The 22,682-nt window shown below is 62.3% G+C and carries 18 protein-coding genes; 2 read left to right on the top strand and 16 right to left on the bottom strand.

Annotation, left to right across the window (positions count from 1 at the left end; genetic code table 11):
* Nucleotides 1-11 precede the first annotated feature (11 nt).
* Entirely contained in the window at nucleotides 12-2,087 is a 2,076-nt protein-coding gene (locus tag E0E00_RS05775) for a translation factor GTPase family protein (RefSeq protein ID WP_130811541.1), read from the bottom strand.
* Nucleotides 2,088-2,430: 343 nt separating this feature from the next.
* Complete coding sequence (locus E0E00_RS05770; protein WP_130811540.1) at nucleotides 2,431-3,909, bottom strand: radical SAM protein; 1,479 nt, start codon at nucleotides 3,907-3,909, stop codon at nucleotides 2,431-2,433.
* Between the two features lie 252 nt (nucleotides 3,910-4,161).
* Here E0E00_RS05770 and rlmD point away from each other — a divergent pair, with 252 nt between their 5' ends.
* Nucleotides 4,162-5,343: a 23S rRNA (uracil(1939)-C(5))-methyltransferase RlmD gene (gene rlmD, locus E0E00_RS05765; protein WP_130811539.1), complete on the top strand. Its 1,182-nt coding sequence runs from the start codon at nucleotides 4,162-4,164 to the stop codon at nucleotides 5,341-5,343.
* Between the two features lie 341 nt (nucleotides 5,344-5,684).
* On the opposite strand, the gene purN is transcribed toward rlmD, so the two are convergent.
* Genes purN through purE form a run of 6 tightly spaced genes read right to left on the bottom strand, consistent with a single transcriptional unit; the run spans nucleotide 5,685 to nucleotide 10,949 of the window.
* Nucleotides 5,685-6,293: a phosphoribosylglycinamide formyltransferase gene (purN, locus tag E0E00_RS05760; protein WP_130811538.1), complete on the bottom strand. Its 609-nt coding sequence runs from the start codon at nucleotides 6,291-6,293 to the stop codon at nucleotides 5,685-5,687.
* The gene (gene purM, locus E0E00_RS05755; RefSeq protein ID WP_130811537.1) at nucleotides 6,290-7,360 is read right to left on the bottom strand and encodes a phosphoribosylformylglycinamidine cyclo-ligase; all 1,071 of its coding nucleotides are present in this window, start codon (nucleotides 7,358-7,360) and stop codon (nucleotides 6,290-6,292) included. Before purM ends, purN begins: the two co-directional genes overlap by 4 nt.
* On the bottom strand, nucleotides 7,350-8,957 hold the full coding sequence (gene purF / locus E0E00_RS05750; RefSeq protein WP_130811536.1) for an amidophosphoribosyltransferase: 1,608 nt from the start codon (nucleotides 8,955-8,957) through the stop codon (nucleotides 7,350-7,352). The genes purM and purF overlap by 11 nt, the downstream gene beginning before the upstream one ends.
* Nucleotides 8,954-9,964, bottom strand: coding sequence for a class B sortase (locus tag E0E00_RS05745; protein WP_242622138.1), 1,011 nt, complete (start codon nucleotides 9,962-9,964; stop codon nucleotides 8,954-8,956). The genes purF and E0E00_RS05745 overlap by 4 nt, the downstream gene beginning before the upstream one ends.
* A gap of 27 nt (nucleotides 9,965-9,991) precedes the next feature.
* Complete coding sequence (locus E0E00_RS05740) at nucleotides 9,992-10,441, bottom strand: GatB/YqeY domain-containing protein (protein ID WP_130811535.1); 450 nt, start codon at nucleotides 10,439-10,441, stop codon at nucleotides 9,992-9,994.
* 46 nt (nucleotides 10,442-10,487) lie between these two features.
* Nucleotides 10,488-10,949, bottom strand: a complete 462-nt coding sequence (gene purE, locus E0E00_RS05735; protein WP_130811534.1) for a 5-(carboxyamino)imidazole ribonucleotide mutase — start codon at nucleotides 10,947-10,949, stop codon at nucleotides 10,488-10,490.
* Between the two features lie 153 nt (nucleotides 10,950-11,102).
* Here purE and E0E00_RS05730 point away from each other — a divergent pair, with 153 nt between their 5' ends.
* Complete coding sequence (locus tag E0E00_RS05730) at nucleotides 11,103-11,972, top strand: pyridoxamine kinase (protein WP_130811533.1); 870 nt, start codon at nucleotides 11,103-11,105, stop codon at nucleotides 11,970-11,972.
* Nucleotides 11,973-12,140: 168 nt separating this feature from the next.
* On the opposite strand, the gene E0E00_RS05725 is transcribed toward E0E00_RS05730, so the two are convergent.
* The 8 genes from E0E00_RS05725 to E0E00_RS05690 all read right to left on the bottom strand — a co-directional run bounded on the left by E0E00_RS05725 (nucleotide 12,141) and on the right by E0E00_RS05690 (nucleotide 22,562).
* On the bottom strand, nucleotides 12,141-12,770 hold the full coding sequence (locus E0E00_RS05725; protein WP_130811532.1) for a hypothetical protein: 630 nt from the start codon (nucleotides 12,768-12,770) through the stop codon (nucleotides 12,141-12,143).
* 973 nt (nucleotides 12,771-13,743) lie between these two features.
* The gene (locus E0E00_RS05720) at nucleotides 13,744-14,616 is read right to left on the bottom strand and encodes a hypothetical protein (RefSeq protein ID WP_130811531.1); all 873 of its coding nucleotides are present in this window, start codon (nucleotides 14,614-14,616) and stop codon (nucleotides 13,744-13,746) included.
* Entirely contained in the window at nucleotides 14,609-15,322 is a 714-nt protein-coding gene (locus tag E0E00_RS05715) for an NUDIX domain-containing protein (RefSeq protein ID WP_130811688.1), read from the bottom strand. The genes E0E00_RS05720 and E0E00_RS05715 overlap by 8 nt, the downstream gene beginning before the upstream one ends.
* 192 nt (nucleotides 15,323-15,514) lie before the next feature.
* Nucleotides 15,515-16,837, bottom strand: a complete 1,323-nt coding sequence (gene purD / locus E0E00_RS05710; RefSeq protein WP_130811530.1) for a phosphoribosylamine--glycine ligase — start codon at nucleotides 16,835-16,837, stop codon at nucleotides 15,515-15,517.
* A gap of 37 nt (nucleotides 16,838-16,874) precedes the next feature.
* Nucleotides 16,875-18,155, bottom strand: a complete 1,281-nt coding sequence (locus E0E00_RS05705; RefSeq protein WP_130811529.1) for an adenylosuccinate synthase — start codon at nucleotides 18,153-18,155, stop codon at nucleotides 16,875-16,877.
* Between the two features lie 231 nt (nucleotides 18,156-18,386).
* Nucleotides 18,387-19,724, bottom strand: a complete 1,338-nt coding sequence (locus tag E0E00_RS05700) for an FAD-dependent oxidoreductase (RefSeq protein ID WP_130811528.1) — start codon at nucleotides 19,722-19,724, stop codon at nucleotides 18,387-18,389.
* A gap of 10 nt (nucleotides 19,725-19,734) precedes the next feature.
* Nucleotides 19,735-20,409, bottom strand: coding sequence for a hypothetical protein (locus E0E00_RS05695; protein WP_130811527.1), 675 nt, complete (start codon nucleotides 20,407-20,409; stop codon nucleotides 19,735-19,737).
* 2 nt (nucleotides 20,410-20,411) lie between these two features.
* Nucleotides 20,412-22,562 (bottom strand): hydantoinase/oxoprolinase family protein, encoded by a 2,151-nt coding sequence (locus tag E0E00_RS05690; protein WP_130811526.1) that lies wholly within the window; start codon nucleotides 22,560-22,562, stop codon nucleotides 20,412-20,414.
* Between the last annotated feature and the right edge of the window lie 120 nt (nucleotides 22,563-22,682).

Raw genomic sequence — 22,682 nt, 5'->3', positions numbered from 1 at the left:
AACGTCGCGAACTACTTCTCACCAGCGGCGCGCTTCTCGGCGTACTCAGCAGCAAGCTTGGCCTGGATATCATGCGGAACCTGCTCGTAGCCCGATGGCTCCATCTCGAACTCGCCCGTACCGCGCGAGAGCGAACGCAGGCGCGTCGCGTAGTCTGTGACCTCGGCGTACGGGACGGTCGCCTCAATGGTAGTCTCACCAGCAGCAACACCAGTACCCGCAGACATGCCCTCGACGCGGCCACGCGAAGCGGAGACGTCACCCATCACGGAGCCGGCATAGCTGTCGGGCACGGTGATGCGCAGGTGTGCCATGGGCTCAAGCAGCACGGGCTCGGCCTGCGCGACGGCCTTCTGGAAACCAATGCGCGCTGCGGTCTTGAAGGCCATCTCGTTGGAGTCGACGGGATGGTACGAGCCGTCGTACACCGCAGCCCTAACGTCAATCATGGGATAGCCCGCCAGCACGCCCTCGTGCATGGTCTCCTGCACGCCCTTATCGATGGCGGGAATAAACCCGCGCGGGATGTGGCCGCCCACGACCTCGTCGACAAACTCGTAACCCTCACCAGGGTTAGGCTCGATGCGCAGCCAGCAGTCACCATACTGGCCTGCGCCGCCGGTCTGCTTCTTGTGGCGACCCTGTGCCGAGGCAACGCGACGAATGGTCTCGCGATACGGGATGCGCAGCGCCACGGTATGCGCCGTCACACCCGCACGGTCCTCCAGCCGGTCGAGAAGGACGCTCACCTGAGCCTCGCCAATCGCCGAGATAACCGTCTGGCCGGTGTCCTCATCACGCTCGACCTTGAGTGTGGGGTCGGCGTCCGCGGCCTTCTCGAGGAACGCATACAGCTTGCCCTCGGTACCGCGCTTGTCAGGCTCGATGGCAATGCGGTAGAGGGAGTTGGGAAAGCGGAAGGCGGCGGCCTCGACCTTGCCGGTCACCGAGAGGGTATCGCCCGTCATGGCCTCGAGCTTGGGCACCACAACAATGTCGCCAGCCGCAGCGAATGGAATCTCCTCGGTGTCGCGGCCGCACATGAGATAGAGATGGCCCAGGCGCTCGGTCTTGCGCGTACGCGCGTTGGCGAGCTCGATGCCCGGCGTAAGGGTTCCCGCCAGCACCTTGAGGAAGGAGAGACGACCATTCTGCGGGTCGTTGAGGCTCTTGAAGGCAAAGACAACGGGGCGGTCGTCGTCCGGCGAGATGTCGAGTTGCTCACCGTTGACCAGCGGAATACGACCAAAGTCCGCCATCGTGGGGAACCATCCAACGACAGCATCCATAAGCGAGAAGAGGCCCTCCTCGCGCACGCACGAGCCGGCGAACACGGGCACAAAGGCCCTCTCGGCCATCGCCTTGCCGAGAAGCCCCTCGAGTTCATCCTGCGTGATCTCTCCACCCTCGAGGTAGCGCATCATGAGCTCGTCGTCCACCTCAACCACAAGCTCGGTCAGGTTGGCGCGGGCATCTTCGGCGGCAGCCTGGAACTCGGCGGGAACGTTGCCCACTACAGGTTTTCCGTCCTCGAGGTGGCGCGCCTTCATGTGCACCACATCGATGACGCCCGAGAACGCACCTCCCACGCCCATGGGGATGGTAACCACACCAAGGTTGTTGCCATAATGCTCGCGCAGGGCCTCAAGCGTAACGTCAAAGTCCGCGTCCAGGCGGTCGCACCGGTTCACAAAAATGGCGCGCGCAAGCGAGAGGTTCTCCGCCGCGTACCACAGCCGCGTGGTCACGGTTCCAACGCCACCCGCAGCGTCAACCACAAAGAGTGCGGTCTCGCATGCACTCATGGCGGCGTAGGCGTCGCCAACAAAGTCCGGGTAGCAGGGCGCGTCGAGCACATTGATACGGGCGTCTCCCCAGACGACGGGGGCAATGGTGGTGGAGATGGAGAAGCCGCGCTCCCCCTCCTCGGCATCGTAATCAAGCGTGGGCTTGGTACCGGCATGACCGCCCAGACGGGTCGTCTTTCCCGTCAGGTGAAGCATGGCCTCGGCCAGCATGGTCTTGCCCACGCCGCCTTGGCCCACAAGGACCACGTTTTTGACCTTCTCAGTGCTCTTTGTAGCCATGGTTCCTCCTCGAGCCGCGTGCCAGGGCGGCATCGCCGAGAGAAAACGCAACGGCGAAGCCACCGTGCTTTTGCAAGTGCGCGGCAAACCGCGCGCCAGCTCAAACCTTACCCCCGCGAACAGCGGCTCATTCGTACACATCGGGCAGCGTTGGTGCAAGCGCCGCAGGCGTTGGTGGGGGCGGGGAAACGTGCGGCCACGGCTGGCCAGAAAAGCCTCCTGGACAAGAGGGCAACCACCGGAGGATGCCAGCGTTATGTGCGGCCTCTGCCAGACAGCGCATACAAAAGCCCGGGCCGTGAAACCTCGTGGCCCGGGCTCAGCAAACACTTCTAGACGAAAGCTACTTCTCCTCGGCCCCCACGACTGCCTCGCCCTTAGCGTCCTCCTCTGCAATTAACTTTGCCTTGACGGAGATCTTCTCGTTAGACATCTGGTCCGCATAGATCTTCTTGCCGGTGGGATGCTCCTCAAGCCACAGGCGCTCGGCCTCGGGCGCCCACTTCTCGGCGTAGGGCGTGGTACGGGCGCACAGATGGTCGACGTCCTCGGGAGAGATGTACTCCGTGGACTGCGCATCCGCTGCATGCACGATCCTGGGCAGCATCTCGGGGTTCTCGAGCATGGGACACGGACGCAGCATGTTGTCGTTCCAGGGGTAGTTCTCGCGGTAAGCCTGGAAGACGGGCTGGCGCAAGCAGTCGAGAAGGTCCTCGTTCTTGATGTTGGCGTTGGAGTAGTGGATGAAGACGCACGGCTCCACGTCACCCTTGGCGTTGATGTGGCAGAACACGCGTCCGCCAGCGATGCAGCCCCCCACGTACTCGCCATCGTTCTGGAAGTCCATCGCAAAGATGGGCTTGCCGCCGGTGATGCCGCGCACCTCGCGGATGCGGTGCAGCATGTACTCGCGCTGCTCGGCGGTGGGCATGAGGTCGGCGTTGGCGCCCTCGCCCACGGGCATGTAGTGGAAGTACCAGGCCCAACGGGCACCCTTGCCGATAATGAGATCAAAGTACCTGTCGGAGGTGACCGCCTCGGTGTTCAGACGCGTGTAGGCAGTGGAGGTACCAAAGAGCAGGCCGTTCTCGTGCAGAAGGTCCATGGCGCGCATGACCTCGTCGTAGGAGCCCTCGCCACGACGGGCATCGTTGGTGTCCTCGTAGCCCTCGAGCGAGATGGAGAATACGATGTTGCCCAGGCGCTTGACCTCGTCACAGAACGGCTGGTCGATGAGGGACGCATTGGTGAAGATGTTGAAGAGGCAGTCGTTGTGCTCCTCAGCGAGGCGCAGGACGTCCTTCTTGCGTACCAGGGGCTCGCCACCAGTCATCATGTACAGGTGGCAGCCAAGCTCGGAGCCCTGCGTGACAATCTTGTCGCACTCTTCGTACGTAAGGTTCTGCCACTTCTCGTAGTCTGCCGACCAGCAGCCGATGCAGTGCTTGTTGCAGGCGCTCGTGGGATCAAAGATAATAATCCAAGGCACGTTGCACTGGTACTTATCAGCGTTGGCAGTTGTGTTGCGCAGGCCGCGGAAGGCAGACTCGTAGCCTCCGTTGAGAACGACGGTCTTGAGCACGTGCGGGTCGGTCTCGTCGATGACGCTCCAGAGGAACTGCTCCCACTTGGAGCCAGGATAGAGACCGGCCTTCAGGCCACGCGTGACACCGGGAGCGGTATCCTTAAGCAGGTTACCGGCCATGTTGATAAGCTTGTCGAGATTCTTCTCGCGGTCGTCACCCGACGCCGCCTTGATGATTTGGTCTAGCGCGATGCTGAATGCCTTGCGCTCGGCCGCATGTGCAATCTTGGACTGCATTGAGTGCTCCCCTTTACTACCCGCCCCTAAAATGCCTTCTTGCGCGCAGTTTTTGACCTGCGTTTAAAACACAAGTGAACTATACCCCTGCACACGGTGAACATACAAGGGTTTTTAAGTCCCTCGTTGGGACTGCGCAGTTCTGTCGCATTCATGGCGTTACGTTTCAAAACGCCGAGGAACCCCTGCTGCGGCCGGGGCGTGTATGCTGGCTTTGTACCGTTTGCGCTCACCATCGTTGGCTGGAGGCCCATGGGATACCGCACCTATACCTGCCCCATCGCAAAGTCTTGCGGGGGCTGCGAGTGGCTTGAGGTGCCCTACCCCATCCAGCTCGAACGCAAGCAGGCGCTGGTCGAAGAGGTGCTAGGTCAGGCGGCTCAAGAAGACCGTGCGCATGTCGACGAGATACGTGGCATGGATGACCCCCGCGGTTATCGCTACAAGGCTGCCACGCCATTTGCGCCAGGCTCCCACGGCAGGGTCCGCTGTGGGTTCTACTCCGCAGGAACGCACCGCATTGTCCCCTGCGCCTCCTGCTTGGTGGAGGCTCCCGGAATCCGCGAGACACTCAATGCCGTTGCGCGTACAGCCGAGAGGTGCGGCATCCCCGCTTACCAGGAAGACCGCGGAACCGGCGTGCTGCGCCATGCCGTGATTCGCATGGGCTGGGTGAGCAGAGAGCATCTCCTTACCATTGTCACCAACGGACCCCGCATCCCCCGCATGGAGCGCTTTGTGGACGACCTAGCACACGAGTGTCCCAAGCACACGAGCATCGTGCAGAACATCAACGAGCGGCAAACGAATGCAATCCTCGGCCGTCGCTGCAGCACGCTGTGCGGACGCGGCTTTATGCGTGACCGCCTGCTGGGCTGCGACTTTGGGATTGGGCCTACGAGCTTCTATCAAACTAACCCCCAGCAGACGGAGGTCCTCTACCGCCTGGCCATCGCCGGGGCCGGCGTGGCACCCGGCACACGTCTGCTCGACGCATACTGCGGCACGGGAACCATCGGCATATGTGCCGCAAAGAGTTGCAACGATGTCGAGGTTGTGGGCGTAGAGCAGGTCGCCGGCGCCGTCGCTGCCGCCCGGCGCAACTGCGTGGCAAACGGGCTCGACGGCAGATGTCGCTTTGTGCGCGCAGACGCTACGGAGTACCTCGTGGCAGCAGCGCGCAACGGACGGGCGGGGTGCTTTGACGCGCTGGTCATGGATCCGCCGCGCGCAGGGTCGACACCGGAGTTTCTCTCGGCTGTGTGCGCGTTGAAGCCCGAGCGTGTTTCGTACGTCTCGTGCAACGTGCTGACGCAGGCCCGCGACATCGCGCTGCTCCGTAAGGGCGGCTACCGACTTGAACGCGTGCAGCCTGTGGACATGTTCCCGCACACGAGGCACGTGGAGTGCATCGCGACGCTTGTGTGTCGGTAGTGGGAAAGCAGCGGCGAGCCAGACCATGTTCGGGCACAAAGGCGTGGCTCCGAAGCCTTCGGATGGCACGTTTTCACGGTTGGTGGCAGTTTTAGAAGGTCTTGCCAAGTAGATGCCTTGGCTAACTTTGCAAAGCAGCAGGCAGTAAATTGGCACTCAACATATAGCATATAACGTCTTGAACCAATACTGCCACAAACCGTCAAAACAGAAATCGCCATCTTTCCGATGGGGGCCCCGAATTTCTTCCCGGCGCAAAACAGCGGCGCTGGCGAGGCAATGGGCCCTCATCACGAGACGCCCAGCCCCACCGATGCCGTCAAAGACTGGCCAGGGCGGCTCTAGTCGATTACAACGCGCCCGCCCTCGGCCACGTGCACGCGCCCCTCTGCCAGGAGTTGCGCCACGTGCGGGTAGAGCTCGTGCTCGACCTCGTGAATGCGGGCCTCAAGCTGCTCGACCGTCCAGCCCTCTTCCACCTCCACCGCTCTCTGCGCGATGATAGGCCCGCAGTCGTAGTGGTTGTCTGCAAAGTGAACCGTCACGCCCGTGACCTTGACGCCGTAGTCGAAAGCGTCCTGGATGGCATGCGCGCCCTTGAAGCTGGGAAGCAACGCCGGGTGGATGTTGAGCACTCGATTGGGGAATGCGGCCAGAATCGGGTCGTGCACCATGCGCATGTAGCCGGCCATGAGCACATAGTCGACGCCGACGCGCCGCAGCTCGGTGGCTATGACCTCGTCAGCAACCGTCGGGTCCGCGTAAATCTCCTTGGAAAGCGTAAGCGTCTGGATGCCAGCTTCTTCCGCGCGCCTAAGGCCGTACGCACTGGGCCGCGAACTCACCACAAGCTCGATGCTGGCATCGAGCTTGCCTGCGGCAATAGCGTCGATAAGGGCCTGGAGGTTGGTACCTGACCCGCTGATGAGCACTCCGAGTTTGATGCTCATCGATAGACCACCTTGCCCTTGCCCGGCACGCACTCCCCCATCACAAACGGCGCAAACCCCTGGGCAACAAGCCCCTCACAGACCTCATCCACGTCATCGCGACCGCAGATGACGCTCATGCCAACACCCATGTTGAAGGTCTTGTACGCCTCATCGGGCGTGAGGCCAGCGGCACGCACCATGTACGTAATGACCGGTGGCACGTCCCATGCGGGTCCATCCTCGCCACCACGGTCGACCACAGCGTCGACGCTGCCGGGCAGCGCGCGGTTGAGGTTCTCGGTAATCCCGCCGCCGGTGATGTGGGCCATTGCATGGATAGGCACGCCCGCACGAAGCGCACGCACCAGTCCGCCTGCGTAAATGGTGGTGGGTCGCATCACGGCGTCCGCAAGGCTCTCCCCGCCCAGCTCGGGAAGCGGACGCTCGAGCTCCTCGACGACCTTGCCCTCAATGGCAACCTTGCGCACGAGCGAATAGCCGTTGGAGTGGATGCCGGAGCTGGGAAGCCCCAGGATAACGTCGCCCTCGCGGACCAGGTGCGGCCCAATCATCTTTGGGCGGTCAACCACGCCCACCACAAAGCCGGCCAGGTCGTAGTCGTTGGGGTTCATGACGCCAGGATGCTCGGCCATCTCGCCGCCAACCAAGGCGCAGCCGGACTTGCGGCAACCCTCGGCGATGCCACCCACGATCTTTGCCACATGCTCGACACGCAGCTTGCCAATGGCCACATAGTCCAGGAAGAACAGGGGCTCGGCACCAATGGGCACCACATCGTCGACGCACATGGCAACGAGGTCCTCACCCACGGTCTCGTGACGATCGAGCAGCTGCGCAATGGCAAGCTTGGTGCCCACGCCATCCGTGCCCGAGACCAGGACCGGATCATCCATATCCTTACACGCCGCCGCCGAGAAGCACGAGCCAAAGCCACCCAGGCCGCCGATGACCTCGGGACGGTTGGTCGACGCCACGGCTGCCTTGATCGCGTCGACGGCGCGGGCGCCCTCGTCTACGTCGACACCGGCGTCTGCATACGAGACGTGCTGGGGACTATCTGCCATCTTGTCCATCCTTCCTGGATAGGGTTGCCTCGTTCTTCTCGTCCACGCCACTGCGCTTCTCGTCAACCCTGAGCCGCGCCGCTGAGTCCTGTTCGACCTCGCGCGCCACCTGGTCAATGCCCATATGCGACTCGAGCGAGGACTGCATGAGGTTGTGCGGCTTGTAGCCGGACAGGAATTTCTCCTCGTAGAACGAATGTGGAATTGCCACCGGGTAGTCGCCGGTGAAGCAGGCCGTGCAGTAGCCTCCGTGGGGGACGCAATCGATCAGCCCCCTTGGGGAGAGGAAGCCCAAAGAGTCCGCACCGATATAGTCTCGCATCTCCTCAAGCGACATGTTGGCACCGATGAGCTGGTCCTGGCTTGCCGTATCGATGCCGTAGAAGCATGGCCACGTGACCGTGGGCGAGGCCGAGCGCATGTGGACCTCCGCGGCGCCGGCGTCACGGAGCATCTGGACGATCTGCTTGGACGTGGTACCACGCACGATCGAGTCATCCACCATCACGATGCGCTTGCCGCGTACCACATCGGGCAGCGGATTGAGCTTGAGACGCACGCCCATCTGGCGCAGGGCCTGCGTTGGCTGGATGAACGTGCGCGCGACATAACGGTTCTTGATGAGTCCGGTGCCGTAGGGCAGACCCAGCTCGGCGGCGTATCCCTCAGCCGCAGGCGTACCGGAGTCGGGCACCGAAATAACAAGGTCGGCACCGACAACGGGCATCTCGCGCGCAAGGCGGCGGCCCATGTTGTGACGCATGAGGTAGAACGAGCTACCGTCCTTCACAGAGTCCGGGCGCGAGAAGTACACGTGCTCAAAGATGCAATCGGCGTGGGGCCGCGGAGGCACGCCCTGCTCGGAGCGAAAGCCGTCGTCGGAGATGCGGATGACCTCGCCCGGCGCGACCTCGCGCACGTAGGTGGCACCAACAATGTCTAGGGCGCAGGTCTCGGACGCAACGACCCACTCGCCCTCTCCCAGCCTGCCCAAAACCAGCGGGCGAATACCGTGCGGATCACGGAACGCATAGAGGGCGTTCTCGCGGGCAAGGACCATGGCGTAGCCGCCCTCGAGCATGCGCATGGTATGCGCAATGCCGGTGCGCAAACGATGGCCACGCTGCGTAAAGTATCCGATGAGCTTGGCCGCAACCTCGCTATCGGTATTGGAGCGGAAGGGGATGCCCATCTCGATGAGCTCGGCACGCAAGGCATCAAAGTTCACGAGCGTACCGTTGTGCGCAAGGGCGATGATTACGTCGTTGATCATCGAGAGGTGCGGCTGCGCCGACTCCCATCCCTTGGCGCCTGCCGTGCCATAGCGGCAGTGGCCAATGGCAACCTTGCCCGGCATGGCGGCAAGGTCGGCCTCGGAGAAGACCTGCGTCACAAGGCCCAGATCCTTGCGGACCAGAACCGTACGCCCGTCTCCCACGGCAATGCCCGCAGACTCCTGCCCTCGATGCTGCAGGGCCCGCAACCCGAAGTACGCCATGCGCGCGGGGTCATGGCTGGGTGCCCACACACCAAACACGCCGCACTCGTCGTGCAGCTTGTCGTCACTTGGCTCCCGCGTCCACGACGCCTCCGTCACGATGCCACCTCGCTCTTGGGTACGCACACCAGGATGGTGCGGCCGTAGCCATCAATGTAGTTGCAGGTGCAAAGGGTAAGCACGTGGTCCGCCTTGCCGATGAGCTCCGCTGCGTCAGGCCGGCTGGTCACAGACTTTGCAAGAAGGTCCGAAAGGTACGTGTGGAACTCATCCTCGCTCGCCCAGCCAAACGTGCGCACGTTGGTGTCATCCTCGTCTGTGTAATAGAGGAGGAGGGGCTCAAGCTCGTAGCTGGCACCCTCGGTGACGTACCACACGGTGCCCACGGAATCGAAGGCCTCCTGGTTGTCCATGTCGGCGATGGGTTTGAACATGGCACCGTTGCGCAGGTGGTGACCGTAGATGATGGTCTGCTGGTCAAGCATGCCAGGCGCCTGGTTCTGGTAGTCCATGAAGACCTGGCCGCCCAGCGAGTAGGCACCCTCTGCGTTGGTATGCAGGTACTTGTCGTTATCGGACGCTTGGTAGACCGGGAAGCTCACAACGGTATTGGGAATCTCTATCCAACCAACGACTTCGGGGTTTATGGCCTTGAGCGATGCCCAATCGACAACCGGCGCCGAGTTGCCCTCATCATCGATGGTTGCGTATTGCGCAAGCTTCTCGTTAATCACGTCCTGCTCGTGGTATTGCCACTGCGAGTATCCCCACATACCCGCGGCAATCGCAAGGAGCGCGATGCCCACGATGAACAGCATCGTCGAGACGATGCGGTTACGGCGCTTGCGCGGGTCACGGGAACGACGGCCCGAGAGGTCATATGGGTCGGTATCGAGGTAGTTGCCGCTCTCCATGCGACGGTCGCTGCGGGCAAAACGCGCACCGCTGCCCTTTGCGTGCGGGTCGCCCGTGACGACGGGTATGAAGCCGGCGGCACGCTGGTTGTTGGCAGGGCTGGCAGTGTGCTGGCTGCCGTCCGCGTGCTGCGCCGGTACGGGACTGTCCTCCGACTGCTGGCCGAAGTGCTTGCCTTGACTGTTTGACACGTGGTTGCCTTTCTCGGTCACGGCGAACTAGGAGAGCCTGCTTCCCACATACGCAGCGGCGGTAGGCTTGTCGAAGTTGCCGCTGGTGGCCTTGGTGAGCGCTCCCATGACCTTGCCCATGTCGCGTTTGGACGTGACGCCAAGCTGGGCGATGAGGGAGTCGGCCAGCCGCTCGAGGTCTGCGCCCTCGAGCTGGCGGGGCAGGAGCTGAGAAAGGATGTCCGCCTGGGCCGAGAGCTCCTGGATGCGCTCGGCGTGGGATTCGGTGCCGGCTTTGCGCAGGCCGTCGAGCTCCTCGGCGGTAACCTTCTGGAGCTTCTTGACAGCCTTGGTAACGTCGGCCTCGGTGGCATCGCGGCGCTCGTCGACCTCGACCTGCTTCACGGCCTGGTTGACCTGGCGCAGGATAGACACGCGGTCCTTCTCGCGCGCCTTCATGGCAAGCTTGATCTGCTCGAGTAGCTCTTCCTTCTTCATGTGGTGCTTTCCTCCTTGGCTGCGGCTAGCGCTTGGCAGAGAGCTGCTAGGCCACTGCCATCTGTTGCTTCATGTGAACGATTTTCTCACGGTATTCCGGCATGGTGGCACCCAGGATCTGGGTGGCATAGATGGCCGCATTCTTAGCGCCGCCAATGGCCACGCAGGCCACGGGCACCCCCGATGGCATCTGCACCATGGAGAGCAGGGAATCCATGCCGCCCAGGTCGCTCGTCTTCATGGGAACGCCAACGATGGGAAGTGGGGTATAGGCAGCAACGACACCACCCAGATGGGCCGCTTTGCCTGCAGCGGCGATGATCACCTTGAGGCCGCGGTCTGCTGCCGTGGAGGCCCAGTCGTGAACCTTCTGCGGCGAGCGGTGCGCCGACGCGATGACCAGCTCGTACGGAACGCCCAGCCCATCCAGCTGAGCGGTGCACGCCTCCATCGCAGGCGTGTCCGACTTGGACCCCATGATGATTCCCACCAGCGGCTTGTCCGCCATAGGTCCCCCTTAACGTTTGGTTTCAGAGACCCTCACAGTATAGATGGAGCAGGGCGAACGTGGGCCATGGGGCCTATCATTGACCAACAGCAACAAATGTCGACAACAGCTGACAGCCCAGCCACTGGACTGGCACGAGCCGAAAGGTATCGCATGAATCCCAAGGACCTGATTCTCTACAAGCGAGAGGGCGCCTACATCCCGCGCGTCGCCGCAGTGCATGACCTGTGTGGATACGGCAAGTGCTCGCTGGGGATTGCCATCCCCATGCTTTCCGCGGCTGGCTGCGACGTGTGCCCCGTACCCACCTCGCTTTTCTCGGCTCACACCAAGTTCCCCACGTTCTACATGCACGATACGACGCCAATCCTCAACGACTACCTGGACGCTTGGAAGAAGGAAGGCATCGAGCTTGATGCAATCTATTCCGGGTTCTTGGGCTCGGCGAAGCAGGTGGGGGCAATCCAGCGGCTTTATCGCGAGCATCCGAAGGCGCTTAGGGTGGTTGACCCAGTGATGGGCGATGGCGGCAAGATGTACCCCACGTATACGGTCGAGCTGTGCGAGAAGATGCGAGCGCTGGTCGCGGGAGCCGATATTCTCACCCCCAACCTTACCGAGGCGCACCTGCTTACCGGCATGCCGTACCGCGGGCAGGACCTCTCCCAGGCCGAGGTCGAGCGCTATGCGGAGCAGCTTGTGGGGATGGGTGCGCATCTCGTCGTGATGAAGGGCGTAGTGCGAGGCGACGGGCTTATCAGGAACTATATTGCTGGCGAGAAGACCAACCTGGTGGAGGTCGTGGGCGAGCAGCTGCCGTTCATGACACACGGAACCGGGGACCTGTTTGCCTCGGCGCTCACCGGAGCGGTGATGTGCGGGCGCAGCGTCTACGATGCCGTGGCGTTTGCAGCGGACTTCGTGCGAGATGCCATGCGGATTACGCGGTTGCAGCCGGATAACGAGGTGCGTGGGGTATCGTTCGAAAGCCTGTTGGGGCAGGTTGCGGCGCTTGTGAGGTAGCTGGGGCGGCCAGCCGCGGGCTGCTCGGCCCTCTCATCCCGTGGATTTTCGCCGTTTAGAGATTTTCCGAACGGTTAGCAAGCCCTAACCGGCGAATTTTTACAGGCTAGCAGCCGCACCGGAAATCCCGAACGGTTACGGCGGCCTAACCGGCGAAACCCTACGACATCACAAGTCCCGCTTTGGCACTCCGTACCATTCAAGCAGGGCCTTGAAAAAGGGTCGGTCCTTGGCCTCTGGGAAGCTAAATCTCACAATCGAGGCATCGTACAGGGTGAGGCGAGATTCCCTGCGTCTCTCAGCGAGAATTGCCTTTCCCGAGACCTTCTCGCCTCGTCCGCCACAAGCTCCCTGCTCGGCGTACTTGCCTGCACCATCAAGCTCGCCGAATATCGGCCGTTCGACACCGGTGTCCCAAACGTAGTCGATTCTGTACTCACCTCCGGAACGGGTTGGATCCTCTACAAGAACCTGCAGTTCAGGCACGCAAAATCCCAGCTCGATGATAATTCCGCGCACCATCGACTCTCCGCCATTCTCAGAACGGCCATCAGCCCAGCCTATCGTCTGAAACGCCTGGCGGGAACCCCTCGAATGCGGCTGGGCTTGCACGAAGCCTGCGAGGCCCTCTCGCGTAAGGCCGTAGTCGCGCAGTGCGGAGTCCGCAACGGCAAGGCCGGCAGGCATGGGGAGGGTCCTCAGGCACGTCGAGATGGTGTCGGCAAGAGGAGTCGCCCTGACACCGGCGACAACCTTATCTTTCTCGCCAACCGCAGGAGGAACAGGGTGCCTTACCACGTGCTTCCCTCGGTGTCCCCCATTCTTTGCATCTAAAATGTGGACCACCGACGGGTCTGGCTCAGATACCTGCAGGCCATGGGCTATCGCGGCTGACGTTGCGCAGAACACCCATGTAGGATGCAAGGCAGCTGCTGCGCGGATCACGTGCAGCGACTGGGCGCCTGGCGAGAGGGACTTCCAGTATGACGTTCTCGCGTATGTGCGCGGAAAGGGTGACGTCACAATTCCAGCCGTCGCCCGGCGCTCAAGGAGGCGGCGTGTGCGGTCGCTCTTCACACAGAGGCACATTCCCCGTTCCTCCGCAGCAGAGAGCGCCTCGTTGACCTCATCCTGTACCGTTCGCCAATATCCCCTGCTCACGCTCTCCCCCTTCCAGCCGCCATCGTGAGCTTCTTGTACCTGACAGGACGACCCTTATAACTGACAGGTGTCTGACGGCACGCTTACCCGCAGGTCAAATGGGATATTTTGTCTATTGAGAAGAAGAGAAATCCGCGAGTGGTGGGATTGGCGTTGTGAGCGAAGGATTGGGCGAGAGGATTGAGGGCTGCGGTGTCATTTGGTGTTCCCTGCTATCGCGCGGTGTCAGGTCGCAGTGGTCACATCTTGTCATTTCTCGCCGTTTAGAGATTTTCCGAACGGTTAGCACGCCCTAATCGGCGAATTTTTACAGGTCGGCAGCGGCACCGGAAATCCCGAACGGTTACGGCGGCCTAATCGGCGTTTCTTTACGAGTTAGTGGCACTGCCGCAAATCCCGAACGGTTAGCCTGCTTTAACCGGCGAAAAGTCGCGGTCTTCCACATAGCCGGAAATCCGGGACGGTTACGGCGACCTAATCGGCGAGGTTCCACGGGTTAGTGGCACTGCCGGAAATCCCGAACGTTTAACCTGCTTTAACCGGCGATTTCCCGCAGAGAGGGGCGCTGGGGCCGCAACGCATACCGCGCCACCAGCTGCGACGCTTGCGGCTACTTTGACCCACTGCTCGAACCAGAACTCGATCCGCTGCTCGTCGTCGTACTGTTCTCCGTCGAGCCACCCGTAAGGTTGTTCAGAATCGCAACCGGCGTGAACGACGTCGTGACCTGGCTGCGCAGCTCTTCCTGCAGCGTCGAGTCCACGCCGGTAATGCTGCAGTTAAAATTCACGCCCGTCGAGCTCTGGGTCTTGGACCACACGAACGTGATGAACGAGGTCACATCGCCCGTGGGCTTGAGGAACCCAAACAACTGCGAGGTCTTGAACTTGCCGTTCTCGTCCATACGAACGTTCACGTGGTAGATGACGGTATTGATGTTGGGATTGAGCAGGCAGTTTACCGAGAAAGCCGACGCCTGCACCTGCGATCCAGCAAAGCACTCGAGTGCATCGCTTGAGGTGGAGTCGATTACGGTCACCTCAACCGTCCCGGTATTCTCGTCTGCCTCTTGCACCGAGAAGTCCTCGGGGAACTGCGTAAAGCCGTTGCCCCACTCGACTCCACCACGCAGCGCCGAGGCCACCGTCGTCACTGTCACGTTGTGGGCAAGGTCTGCCGTGTTCGAACGGCGCACCACGCCAAAAATCACCTGCGCGGCAACCACAATGATGAGAAATACCAGCACAAAGCCAACGGCAGTCTTCGCGATGACCTTGCCGACGTTAGAGCCGGAAGGGTCTTCCGAGGAAAGCGGGTCCACATCGACGCCGGTACCCTTCTCCTTGCGGCGGCGACGCTCGCGGCGTGCAACCTCCTCGTTGGAGTGGCCCGTCTCGTCAACGGTCTCGAAGAGCTTCTCAGCCTCGTCGCCGGTTAGGGCATTGGTCTGGCGGCGAGCCATCTCGCCTTTCTGCTTAGCCATCGACCTTCCCATCGCTCATGGGGTCGTTCACGGGACCGGCAGCCTCGCCTGGCGCAAGACGGTGCGCAATCGCATCGCAGACAAGTGCGCCGACCACGGTCTTCGCGTCCTCGACCCTGCCGTCGAGAACCGCATCGACCAGCTCGGACAGCTCGACTAGATCAACGTTGATGAACTCGTCGGCATCGGGGCTCGACTGGTGATAGCTGAGGCCCGTTGCCATGTAGAGGTGGATAAGCTCGTCGCAAAAGCCGTCAGACGTCGCAATGGTGGTGAGATAGGCCATCTTCTTGGCCTGCATGCCCGTCTCTTCGGCCAGCTCACGATGGGCGGCGTCAAGCGGGTCCTCGCCTGGGTCGAGCTTGCCTGCGGGAATCTCAACCGTCACGCGGTCAAGCGCCGTGCGGAACTGACGCACCAGGCAAATGCGCCCCCCGTCGGTAAGCGCGACGACCGCCACGGCACCCGGGTGGCGTACAACGTCACGCACGGCCGTGCGACCATCGGGAAGCTTCACGCGCAGGCGGTTGACGTTGAAGATGCGGCCTGTCCAGGCAACGTCCTCAGAAACCGGGTGCTCCTCGAGGCCAGCATCACGCGGGTCGTCCTCCCCAAGCACCAGGCTACGGGCCTGCGGAAGGCCTGAGACGTGGTCTTGGCTCGAACGGTCACCATCATAGGTAAGGTCATCGGCAGCCGAGCGCATGTCTGCGGTGGCCGAGCGAAGGTCGTCCATCGTGGGAACCGCCTCGACGTACTGCGGACGAATCTGCGAATCGTCCGCAGGTGACGCCTCGTACGAGTATCCCTCGTCCTTATCGGCACCCATATCCTGCACCCGTGCCACTGCCCTGTGCCTCCAAAGTATCTCGTTTCGTACTACGCGAGTGATTCGGCGCTATCCGTTGCTGCGGGGAAGAACCGCCTTGGCCCCAATATCATGGCGCAGGGTCTTTCCCTCAAAGTCGATAAGGTCGCAGGCCGCGTACGCCTGACGGCGGGCCTCCTCAAACGTGGGCGCCACGGCCGTCACATCGAGCACGCGCCCACCAGCCGTGACCAGCCGTCCCTTGTCATCGAGCACCGTTCCGGCGTGGTAGACGGTAACGCCATCCAGCGCTTCCGCACGCTCGATACCAAAGATAGCCTTGCCCTTCTCGTAGCCGCCGGGATATCCGGCGCTGGCGAGAACCACCGAGACGGCCCAGTTGTCGCCCCATGAGACCATGTCGGGCGAGAGGGACCCCTCGTCGCAGGCGAGAAAAACGTCGATGAGGTCGGCCTGCATGCGCGGAAGGACCACCTGGGTCTCGGGGTCGCCAAAGCGAGCGTTGAACTCCAGCACTTTGGGGCCTTCCTTGGTAAGCATGAAGCCGCCATACAGGCAGCCGGAGTACGTGATGCCCTCAGCACGGAGCTCATCGACCACGCGCTGCTCAATGGCAACCATAGCGGCATGCTCTTCGGGCGTGACCGTGGGGACAGGCGAGTAGACGCCCATACCGCCGGTGTTGGGGCCCTTGTCGCCGTCGAGGGCTCGCTTGTGGTCCTGCGCGATCGCAAGCGGCACCAGCGTGGTACCGTCGGTGAGGGCAAGAAGCGAGCATTCGGGTCCGTCGAGGGTCTCCTCGACGATTACCGTGGTACCGGCGTCACCGAATCGGCCCGAGAAGCACTCGCGCACTCCCTCGAGAGCCTCGCTGGCATCCTTCGCCACGATGACGCCCTTGCCAGCGGCCAAGCCATCGGCCTTCACCACACAGGGGCCGTCGAGGTGACGGACATAGTCCTCGCACGGCTCCTGCTCGGTAAAGGAGCGCCATGCCGCAGTGGGCACGCCCGCGCGTGCCATGACCTGCTTGGCGAACTTCTTGGAACCCTCCATGCGCGCAGCGGAGGCATTGGGCCCAAAGCAGGCGATGCCCGCAGATCGCACGGCATCTGCCACGCCGGCCACGAGCGGAGCCTCCGGGCCAATGACCACGAGGTCTATGCCCTTCTCGCGCGCGAAGTTGGCCACGTCGACAGGCGAGTCTTGGACGACAGGGGCAACTTCGGCCAGAGCGTCCATGCCACCGTTGCCCGGAGCAACCCAGAGCCTTCCGGCTCGAGGCGACCCGGCAAGCTTTGCGAGAAGTGCGTGCTCACGGCCACCGGCACCCAGGAGAAGAATGTCAACCTTCGAATCGCTCACGTGTCCTCCCTCGTTCGCGGAACACATGACGCGCCCGGTGCTCCCGGGCGCGTCTGTGCGGTACCTAATCCCAGTAACGGTTGATAGTCTGCTCGCGCTCGGGTCCCACCGTGATAATGGAGACGCGCACACCAGCAAGCTGCTCAAGGAAGTCGATGTAGTCCTTGGCCTCACGCGGAAGCTGGTAGAAGTTGCGCACGCCGGAGATGTCGCACTTCCAGCCGGGAACCGTCTCGTAGACGGGCTTCGCGTGATAGAAGACGGACTGGTGCTCGGGAACGGTGGTGTAGCGCTTGCCATCGCACTCGTAGGCAACGCAGACCTTGATCTCGTCGAGGCAGCCGAGTACGTCGAGCTTGGTGATTGCAAGGTCGGTGAGACCGTTCACGCGAGCGGCGTAGTTCACAACCACGGCATCATACCAGCCGCAGCGACGCTTGCGGCCGGTGGTCACGCCGTACTCGTGGCCAACCTCGCCCAGCTTGTCACCAACCTCGTCAAACAGCTCCGTGGGGAAGGGTCCGGAGCCCACGCGGGTGAGGTAGGCCTTGGCAACGCCCAACACGCGGTCGATGCGGGTAGGGCCGACGCCCGAGCCGGTCACCGCACCACCAGCAGTGCAGTTGGAGGAGGTCACAAACGGGTACGTGCCGTGGTCGATGTCAAGCATGGTGGCCTGAGCGCCCTCGAAGAGGATGTTCTTGCCGGCCTCAAGCTGCTCGTTCAGGAAGAGCGAGCTCTCCACAATGTACGGGCGGATGCGCTCGGCATAGGGCAGGTAGGTCTCGCAGATCTGCTCCACCGTGTAGGAGGGCAGCTCGTAGACCTTCTCAAGGATGGGGTTGGTGTAGGCCAGAGCCGCCTCGAGCTTCACGCGGAAGATCTTCTCGTCGAGCATGTCCTGGATGCGCAGGCCCGTGCGGTTCATCTTATCCATGTAGCAAGGGCCGACACCGCGCTTGGTGGTGCCGATGAGGTTCTTGCCGAGCTTCTTCTCGTGCGCGCCGTCGAGGTCCTTGTGGTAGGGCATCACGATGTGGGCGTTGCCGGAAATCTTGAGGTCCTTGCAGGAAATACCCTGCTCCTCGAGGGTGTCAATCTCGTCGAGAAGAACCTCGGGGTCGACGATGCAGCCGTTGCCAATCACGGGGTAGACGCCCCTGTACATGACGCCAGAGGGAACCTGGTGAAGGGCCAGCCTGTGGTCGCCGGCAATAACGGTGTGGCCTGCATTGGCCCCGCCAGCGTAGCGACAGACGACGTCAAACTCGCCGGAAATAAGGTCCGTCACCTTACCTTTGCCCTCGTCGCCCCACTCTGTACCCACGAGAACTGATGCAGGCATTGCTCCCCCTCAAAAGAGTGTGATAGGCGGGTAGCCGGCGCCACGCGCACGGAACCCCTAGCCAAGCAAGTATACGGCATGGCCAGCACTTCCCGTAAGCGATGCCACCGAGCACGGAAACAACCCACAGCGACAACCGCATGCCGGTTGGGTGCTCAGACGAGAGGGCGCTGGCGCACCGTCAGGCATCCAGCCTGCCGCTCGCCCAGACAACCCGGTGACACCGAACGGCTAGTCCATAAGGCCGCATCCGTCGAAGTCGGCGAGCTCCCTTCCAGAGGCAAGGGCACGCGCACAGGCCCTTCCGGCAGAGTCGCCCATGTCGATCACGGTCTGCTGGATTCTCACGCTTGCCTGCACCAAAAAGCTCGTCGAGATGCAGCGGCCCACCGTGAGCATGTTCTTAACGACCCTGTTGGTAAGGCAGCGGTACGGAATCTCGTAATACTCCCCCGCCCGGTACTTCTCCATATGGACAAGACCCTTGGTGGCAGAGTGCACATCGATGTACCAGGTCCCCCTGGCGACCGCGTCCCCAAAACGGGCACGCTTGATGTAGTCACCCACATCGAGCACGTAGGTGCCCTGGATGCGCCAACTCTCGCGGATTCCCAGCATGCCTGCCTCGCGGATAAGGAACGCATGCTCGAAGCCGGGCATGTACCCGGTGAGAAACGTTACGAGCCTCCTCACGCGAAAGCGACCCTGCGCAAGGGCGGCAGAGCGCGCCATGGCCGAGGCGTTGCTCTTAAGGCCTGGAAGGTGCGGGCAGTTGAACGCCATGCACCCAGGCTCTGTGGGAAGCGAGAAGCACTGGTAGTAGACAAGGTCGTCCGGCTGGAGGACGCCATCGGCGACTGCCTCCTGGAAAAGCGGCTCGAGCTTGAATCCCCTTTCCGCGACCATGGCGGACTCCCAAAAGTATCCCTGCCTCAGGGGGCTGAAATCGTCGTCAAGAGAAAGGCAGTAGTCGCGGTAGGCGTCGACGTCGATGCCGCCCATCTCAAAGCGCAGAGAGCTCATCTGGTTGTTTCCGTCATCGTCGCCAGAAAGGCACGGCACGCCAGCCAAGCGAGAGAGCACGGCGTCTCCCGTGGCGTCAACGAACTGCTTGGCAAGAATCGCCCGAGGCCCCTCCACGGTCATGACCTCAATGGCACGGATCGCGCCGGCCTCCACATCCACCGAGGCGAGCGTCGCGTCATAGAGCGCGGTACCGCCCGCCTCCAGCAGCATCTGCTCGAGGACCTCGGCGAAGGTCTCCGGCGTGAACCAGATGTAGCCCATAAGGCCGTCGTCCTCGCGGGTTTTGACGCCCAAGGCGATGAGGCGCCTCTCTATCTCTCCTAAGTTGTGGCCATGCTCGACTCGCGAGCCCATCATGGGCGTGACCAGGGCATGCGTAGGTGTGCCGCCGAGAGACGCGGCCTTCTCGACCACGAGTACGCTGTTTCCCTCTCGAGCCGCGCTGATAGCGACAGACGCCCCGGCGGTGCCCCCGCCCACAACGACGGTGTCCCATTCCCCCAGAACGGGAAGGTCCCTCGCGCCAAATCCGTACGTGTCCACGTCTCTCCAATCAACGGCAAACGACTTGTGAGCCCAGAACCTCTCGCGCGCGCTCTACCTGGGACAGGAATGCCCTCTGGGAGAGCGCCCCCTCGCCCATCAGGGCAATGGCATCCACCAGCTGCGGCGAGATTGACAAGCCCGTCATACACCGTGCAAAGGCGTGGGCCGCAATCTCGCTGGCGCACGCCGGGCGGCGGTACCGCATGCCAAGAATCCCGCAGACGCGCACCTGGGGCGTTACGTCCGGGGTCATAGGCCCTCGCGAGAACTCGAGCGCATGGTAGAACTCGTGCGCAAGGTGCAGGCGGCACAGCTCCTCCTCTTCGAGGATCACGCCAAAGGCGAGAAGGGATCGCCGCTTGGTGGCGACCTCGTCGACATAGAGCTCGACGGTCCCGCCGCACGCGGTACCCGCGCGCGTCATCGCGCATAGATGAAACCCCGCGCGCGACCCCGGCGAGGCCCCCGCGATGCGGCTTACGACATACCCGAGCCCCATCAAGACATCCTGCGGATCACGGCCTCGCCAGCACGACGCGCGCTCGCGCCCCGCCGCAAGGCAGGCGTCTATGAAGCCGGGCAGGTCTCCCATTTCGGCACGGGAAAGCGACGGCTCCGCCATGACCTGGACAAGCGCGAGCTCTCGCTCGGGAGCATACGGCGCTGCGGGGTGGGGGTCCATGCCTAGCCCCTGGCGGCGACCACAATGACGGGCTGGTCGTCGCCGGCAAACTCGAGTTCTATCTTGGCTAAGCTCATGAGCTGGTCTTTATTGAGAACGCCGGAGAGGTCAGACATCCTCTGGCCAAAGAAGAGGTAGGTCTTGGGCAGCGTGGCGCCGGCATCCGTGTAGAGCGTCATCGAGTCGACGAAGTCCGAGAGGGCCCCGTCAATCTCACCCTTTGTGAAGACGGCAGCACGCGCGTCATCCTTCTGGAGACGAATCACGCCCTCCTCGTCTATCACGCGCACTACGCTCTTCTTGCTCTTCATGAGGCCGAAGAGGACCTTCTTGACAATGTTTGCCTGGTAGACATGCCAACGACCCTCGCTCGCGACCTTCTCGACCGCGGTTTTCTCGACTCCACATGCCTCGGCGACAATTGCGGCGAGCTCGTCCTCGCTCTTTGCCTGGGAGTTCCGGTCTTTTGTGCGCAGCTCGGTCGCGCCCGTTGCCGTCGCCCTCAGGATGTTCTTCTGGGCGTCGACCTCTACGGTGATGTCGACGGTAGCGGTGTCCGCGCCCGCGCGCGTGATGGCTTCCGTCACATCGTGGCGAATCTTTCGGATGTCCTCGTCGGTGGGGCTGGCCACGTTGCGCTCGATCTGCTCGCGCACAAGCGCAAGGGAGACGCCAATGGTGGAGATGTACGGGGCGTTCTTTGCGATGCGGTGTCGGATGCCCATCCTTTTCCCCAGCGCGGGAGTGACCACGGATGCGGCGCCGCCACCGCCCACAAGGTAGATAAGGTTGGGGTTGAGGTCATAGTCGGAGACAAGGCCCTGCACTATCTGGGCGACCTTGCCCATGGCGATGTCCATGGTCTGTTCGCAAAGGGACTCGACGGTACCGCCAATCTTGTCGGCAAGCGCCTGCCACGCCTTTCTCGCAGACTCAACGTTGCCTGCAGCGTAATCTCCCTCAGGGACATAGCCTAGGATGTTTGCCGCGCCACAGAGCGTGAGGGCGTAGGACTTGCCGTTCGAGCACGCGACAACGGCGTAGTTAGGCTGGTCGTCCTCTCGTGGGGCGATGAGCTCAACCTTGGGATCGCAAATGCTCTCGGCTGGGGTGAAGACCTCGTAGTCCTTATCGGCGATATGGGCAGAACGCGGGCCCACGTCTGCAATCCTGCCGTCCTCGACCACAATCATGGAGCCGCCGGCGATGCCTAGGGTACGCACGTCGAGCGAGGTCAGATAGAGCTTGTGGCCGCCGACGGTGGCGTTCTTAATCATGACCTTACCATCTTTGATGGCGGAGATGTCAGTCGAGGTACCGCCGGCCTCAAGGAAGATGCCGTCGGTGATCTTCTCGTACATAAGGGCGCCCGCCACGCCCGCCGCCAGGCCGGAGAGCATGGTGAGGATGGGGCGCTTGCGGACCTCGTCGATTGACATGACGCCGCCGTCACAACGCATAATCATGAGGGGCTTTCTTATGCCAGAGTCCTTGACGGCACCCTCCGTCATGTTGGCGGTCTCCATCATCTTGGGAATCAGGGCGGCGTTGACTGCGGCCGTACGCGTGCGGGCGGAAAGGCCGTAGAGCTGCGAGATCTCGTAGCCACCCGTGGCGACCATACCCATCTCGTTTGCCTTGGCGACAACGCGCTGCTCGTTGGCGGGATCATCCACCGAATAGCTCTCAGAGGCCACGATGACCTCGCAGCCGCGGTCGCGAAGTACGTCGACGGCGGCAGCTATGGGCTTGTCGGAAAGCGAGCCGCTCTCGATGAACTCGTGTTCGGTCTCCAGGCATTTGCCTGGAGCGAGTTCGATGTTTCCCACGGTGGTCTCGGAGCCAGCCATGCCCGCCCCCACACCCTTCCCCATGCCGATGACGCCAACCTTGGCAACGTCTCCCTCAAGGAGAGCATTGGTCGCCTGCGTGGTGCCGTGGGCAATGAAGACCACATCGTCGGGCGAGATGTCATTCGTGGCCAGGACCTTGTCGATCGCCTGCACGATTCCGGCGGCGACGCCCTGCTTGGCATGGTGCGTGGTCGGAACCTTCTCCTTGGCAAGGACCTCGAAGGTCTCGTTGTCGATGACAACGGCGTCGGTGAAGGTGCCTCCGACGTCGATACCAATCCTCACGCTGTGCTTACCCATGTCAAGCCTTTCTTTTGGACCTGGTGGAAAAGAGTCGAAGCGCACGCCCATCCTTCTCGGCATCTTGGGCAAGGCGAGAAGAACGGACGCGCGAAACCGAAGGCCCAGACGGCCTTGAAG

This window comes from Olsenella sp. Marseille-P4559, from assembly GCF_900605015.1.
Classification (GTDB): domain Bacteria; phylum Actinomycetota; class Coriobacteriia; order Coriobacteriales; family Atopobiaceae; genus Tractidigestivibacter.
Note: the sequence above shows the minus strand (reverse complement) of the source record. Positions and strands in the feature narration are given on the sequence as shown.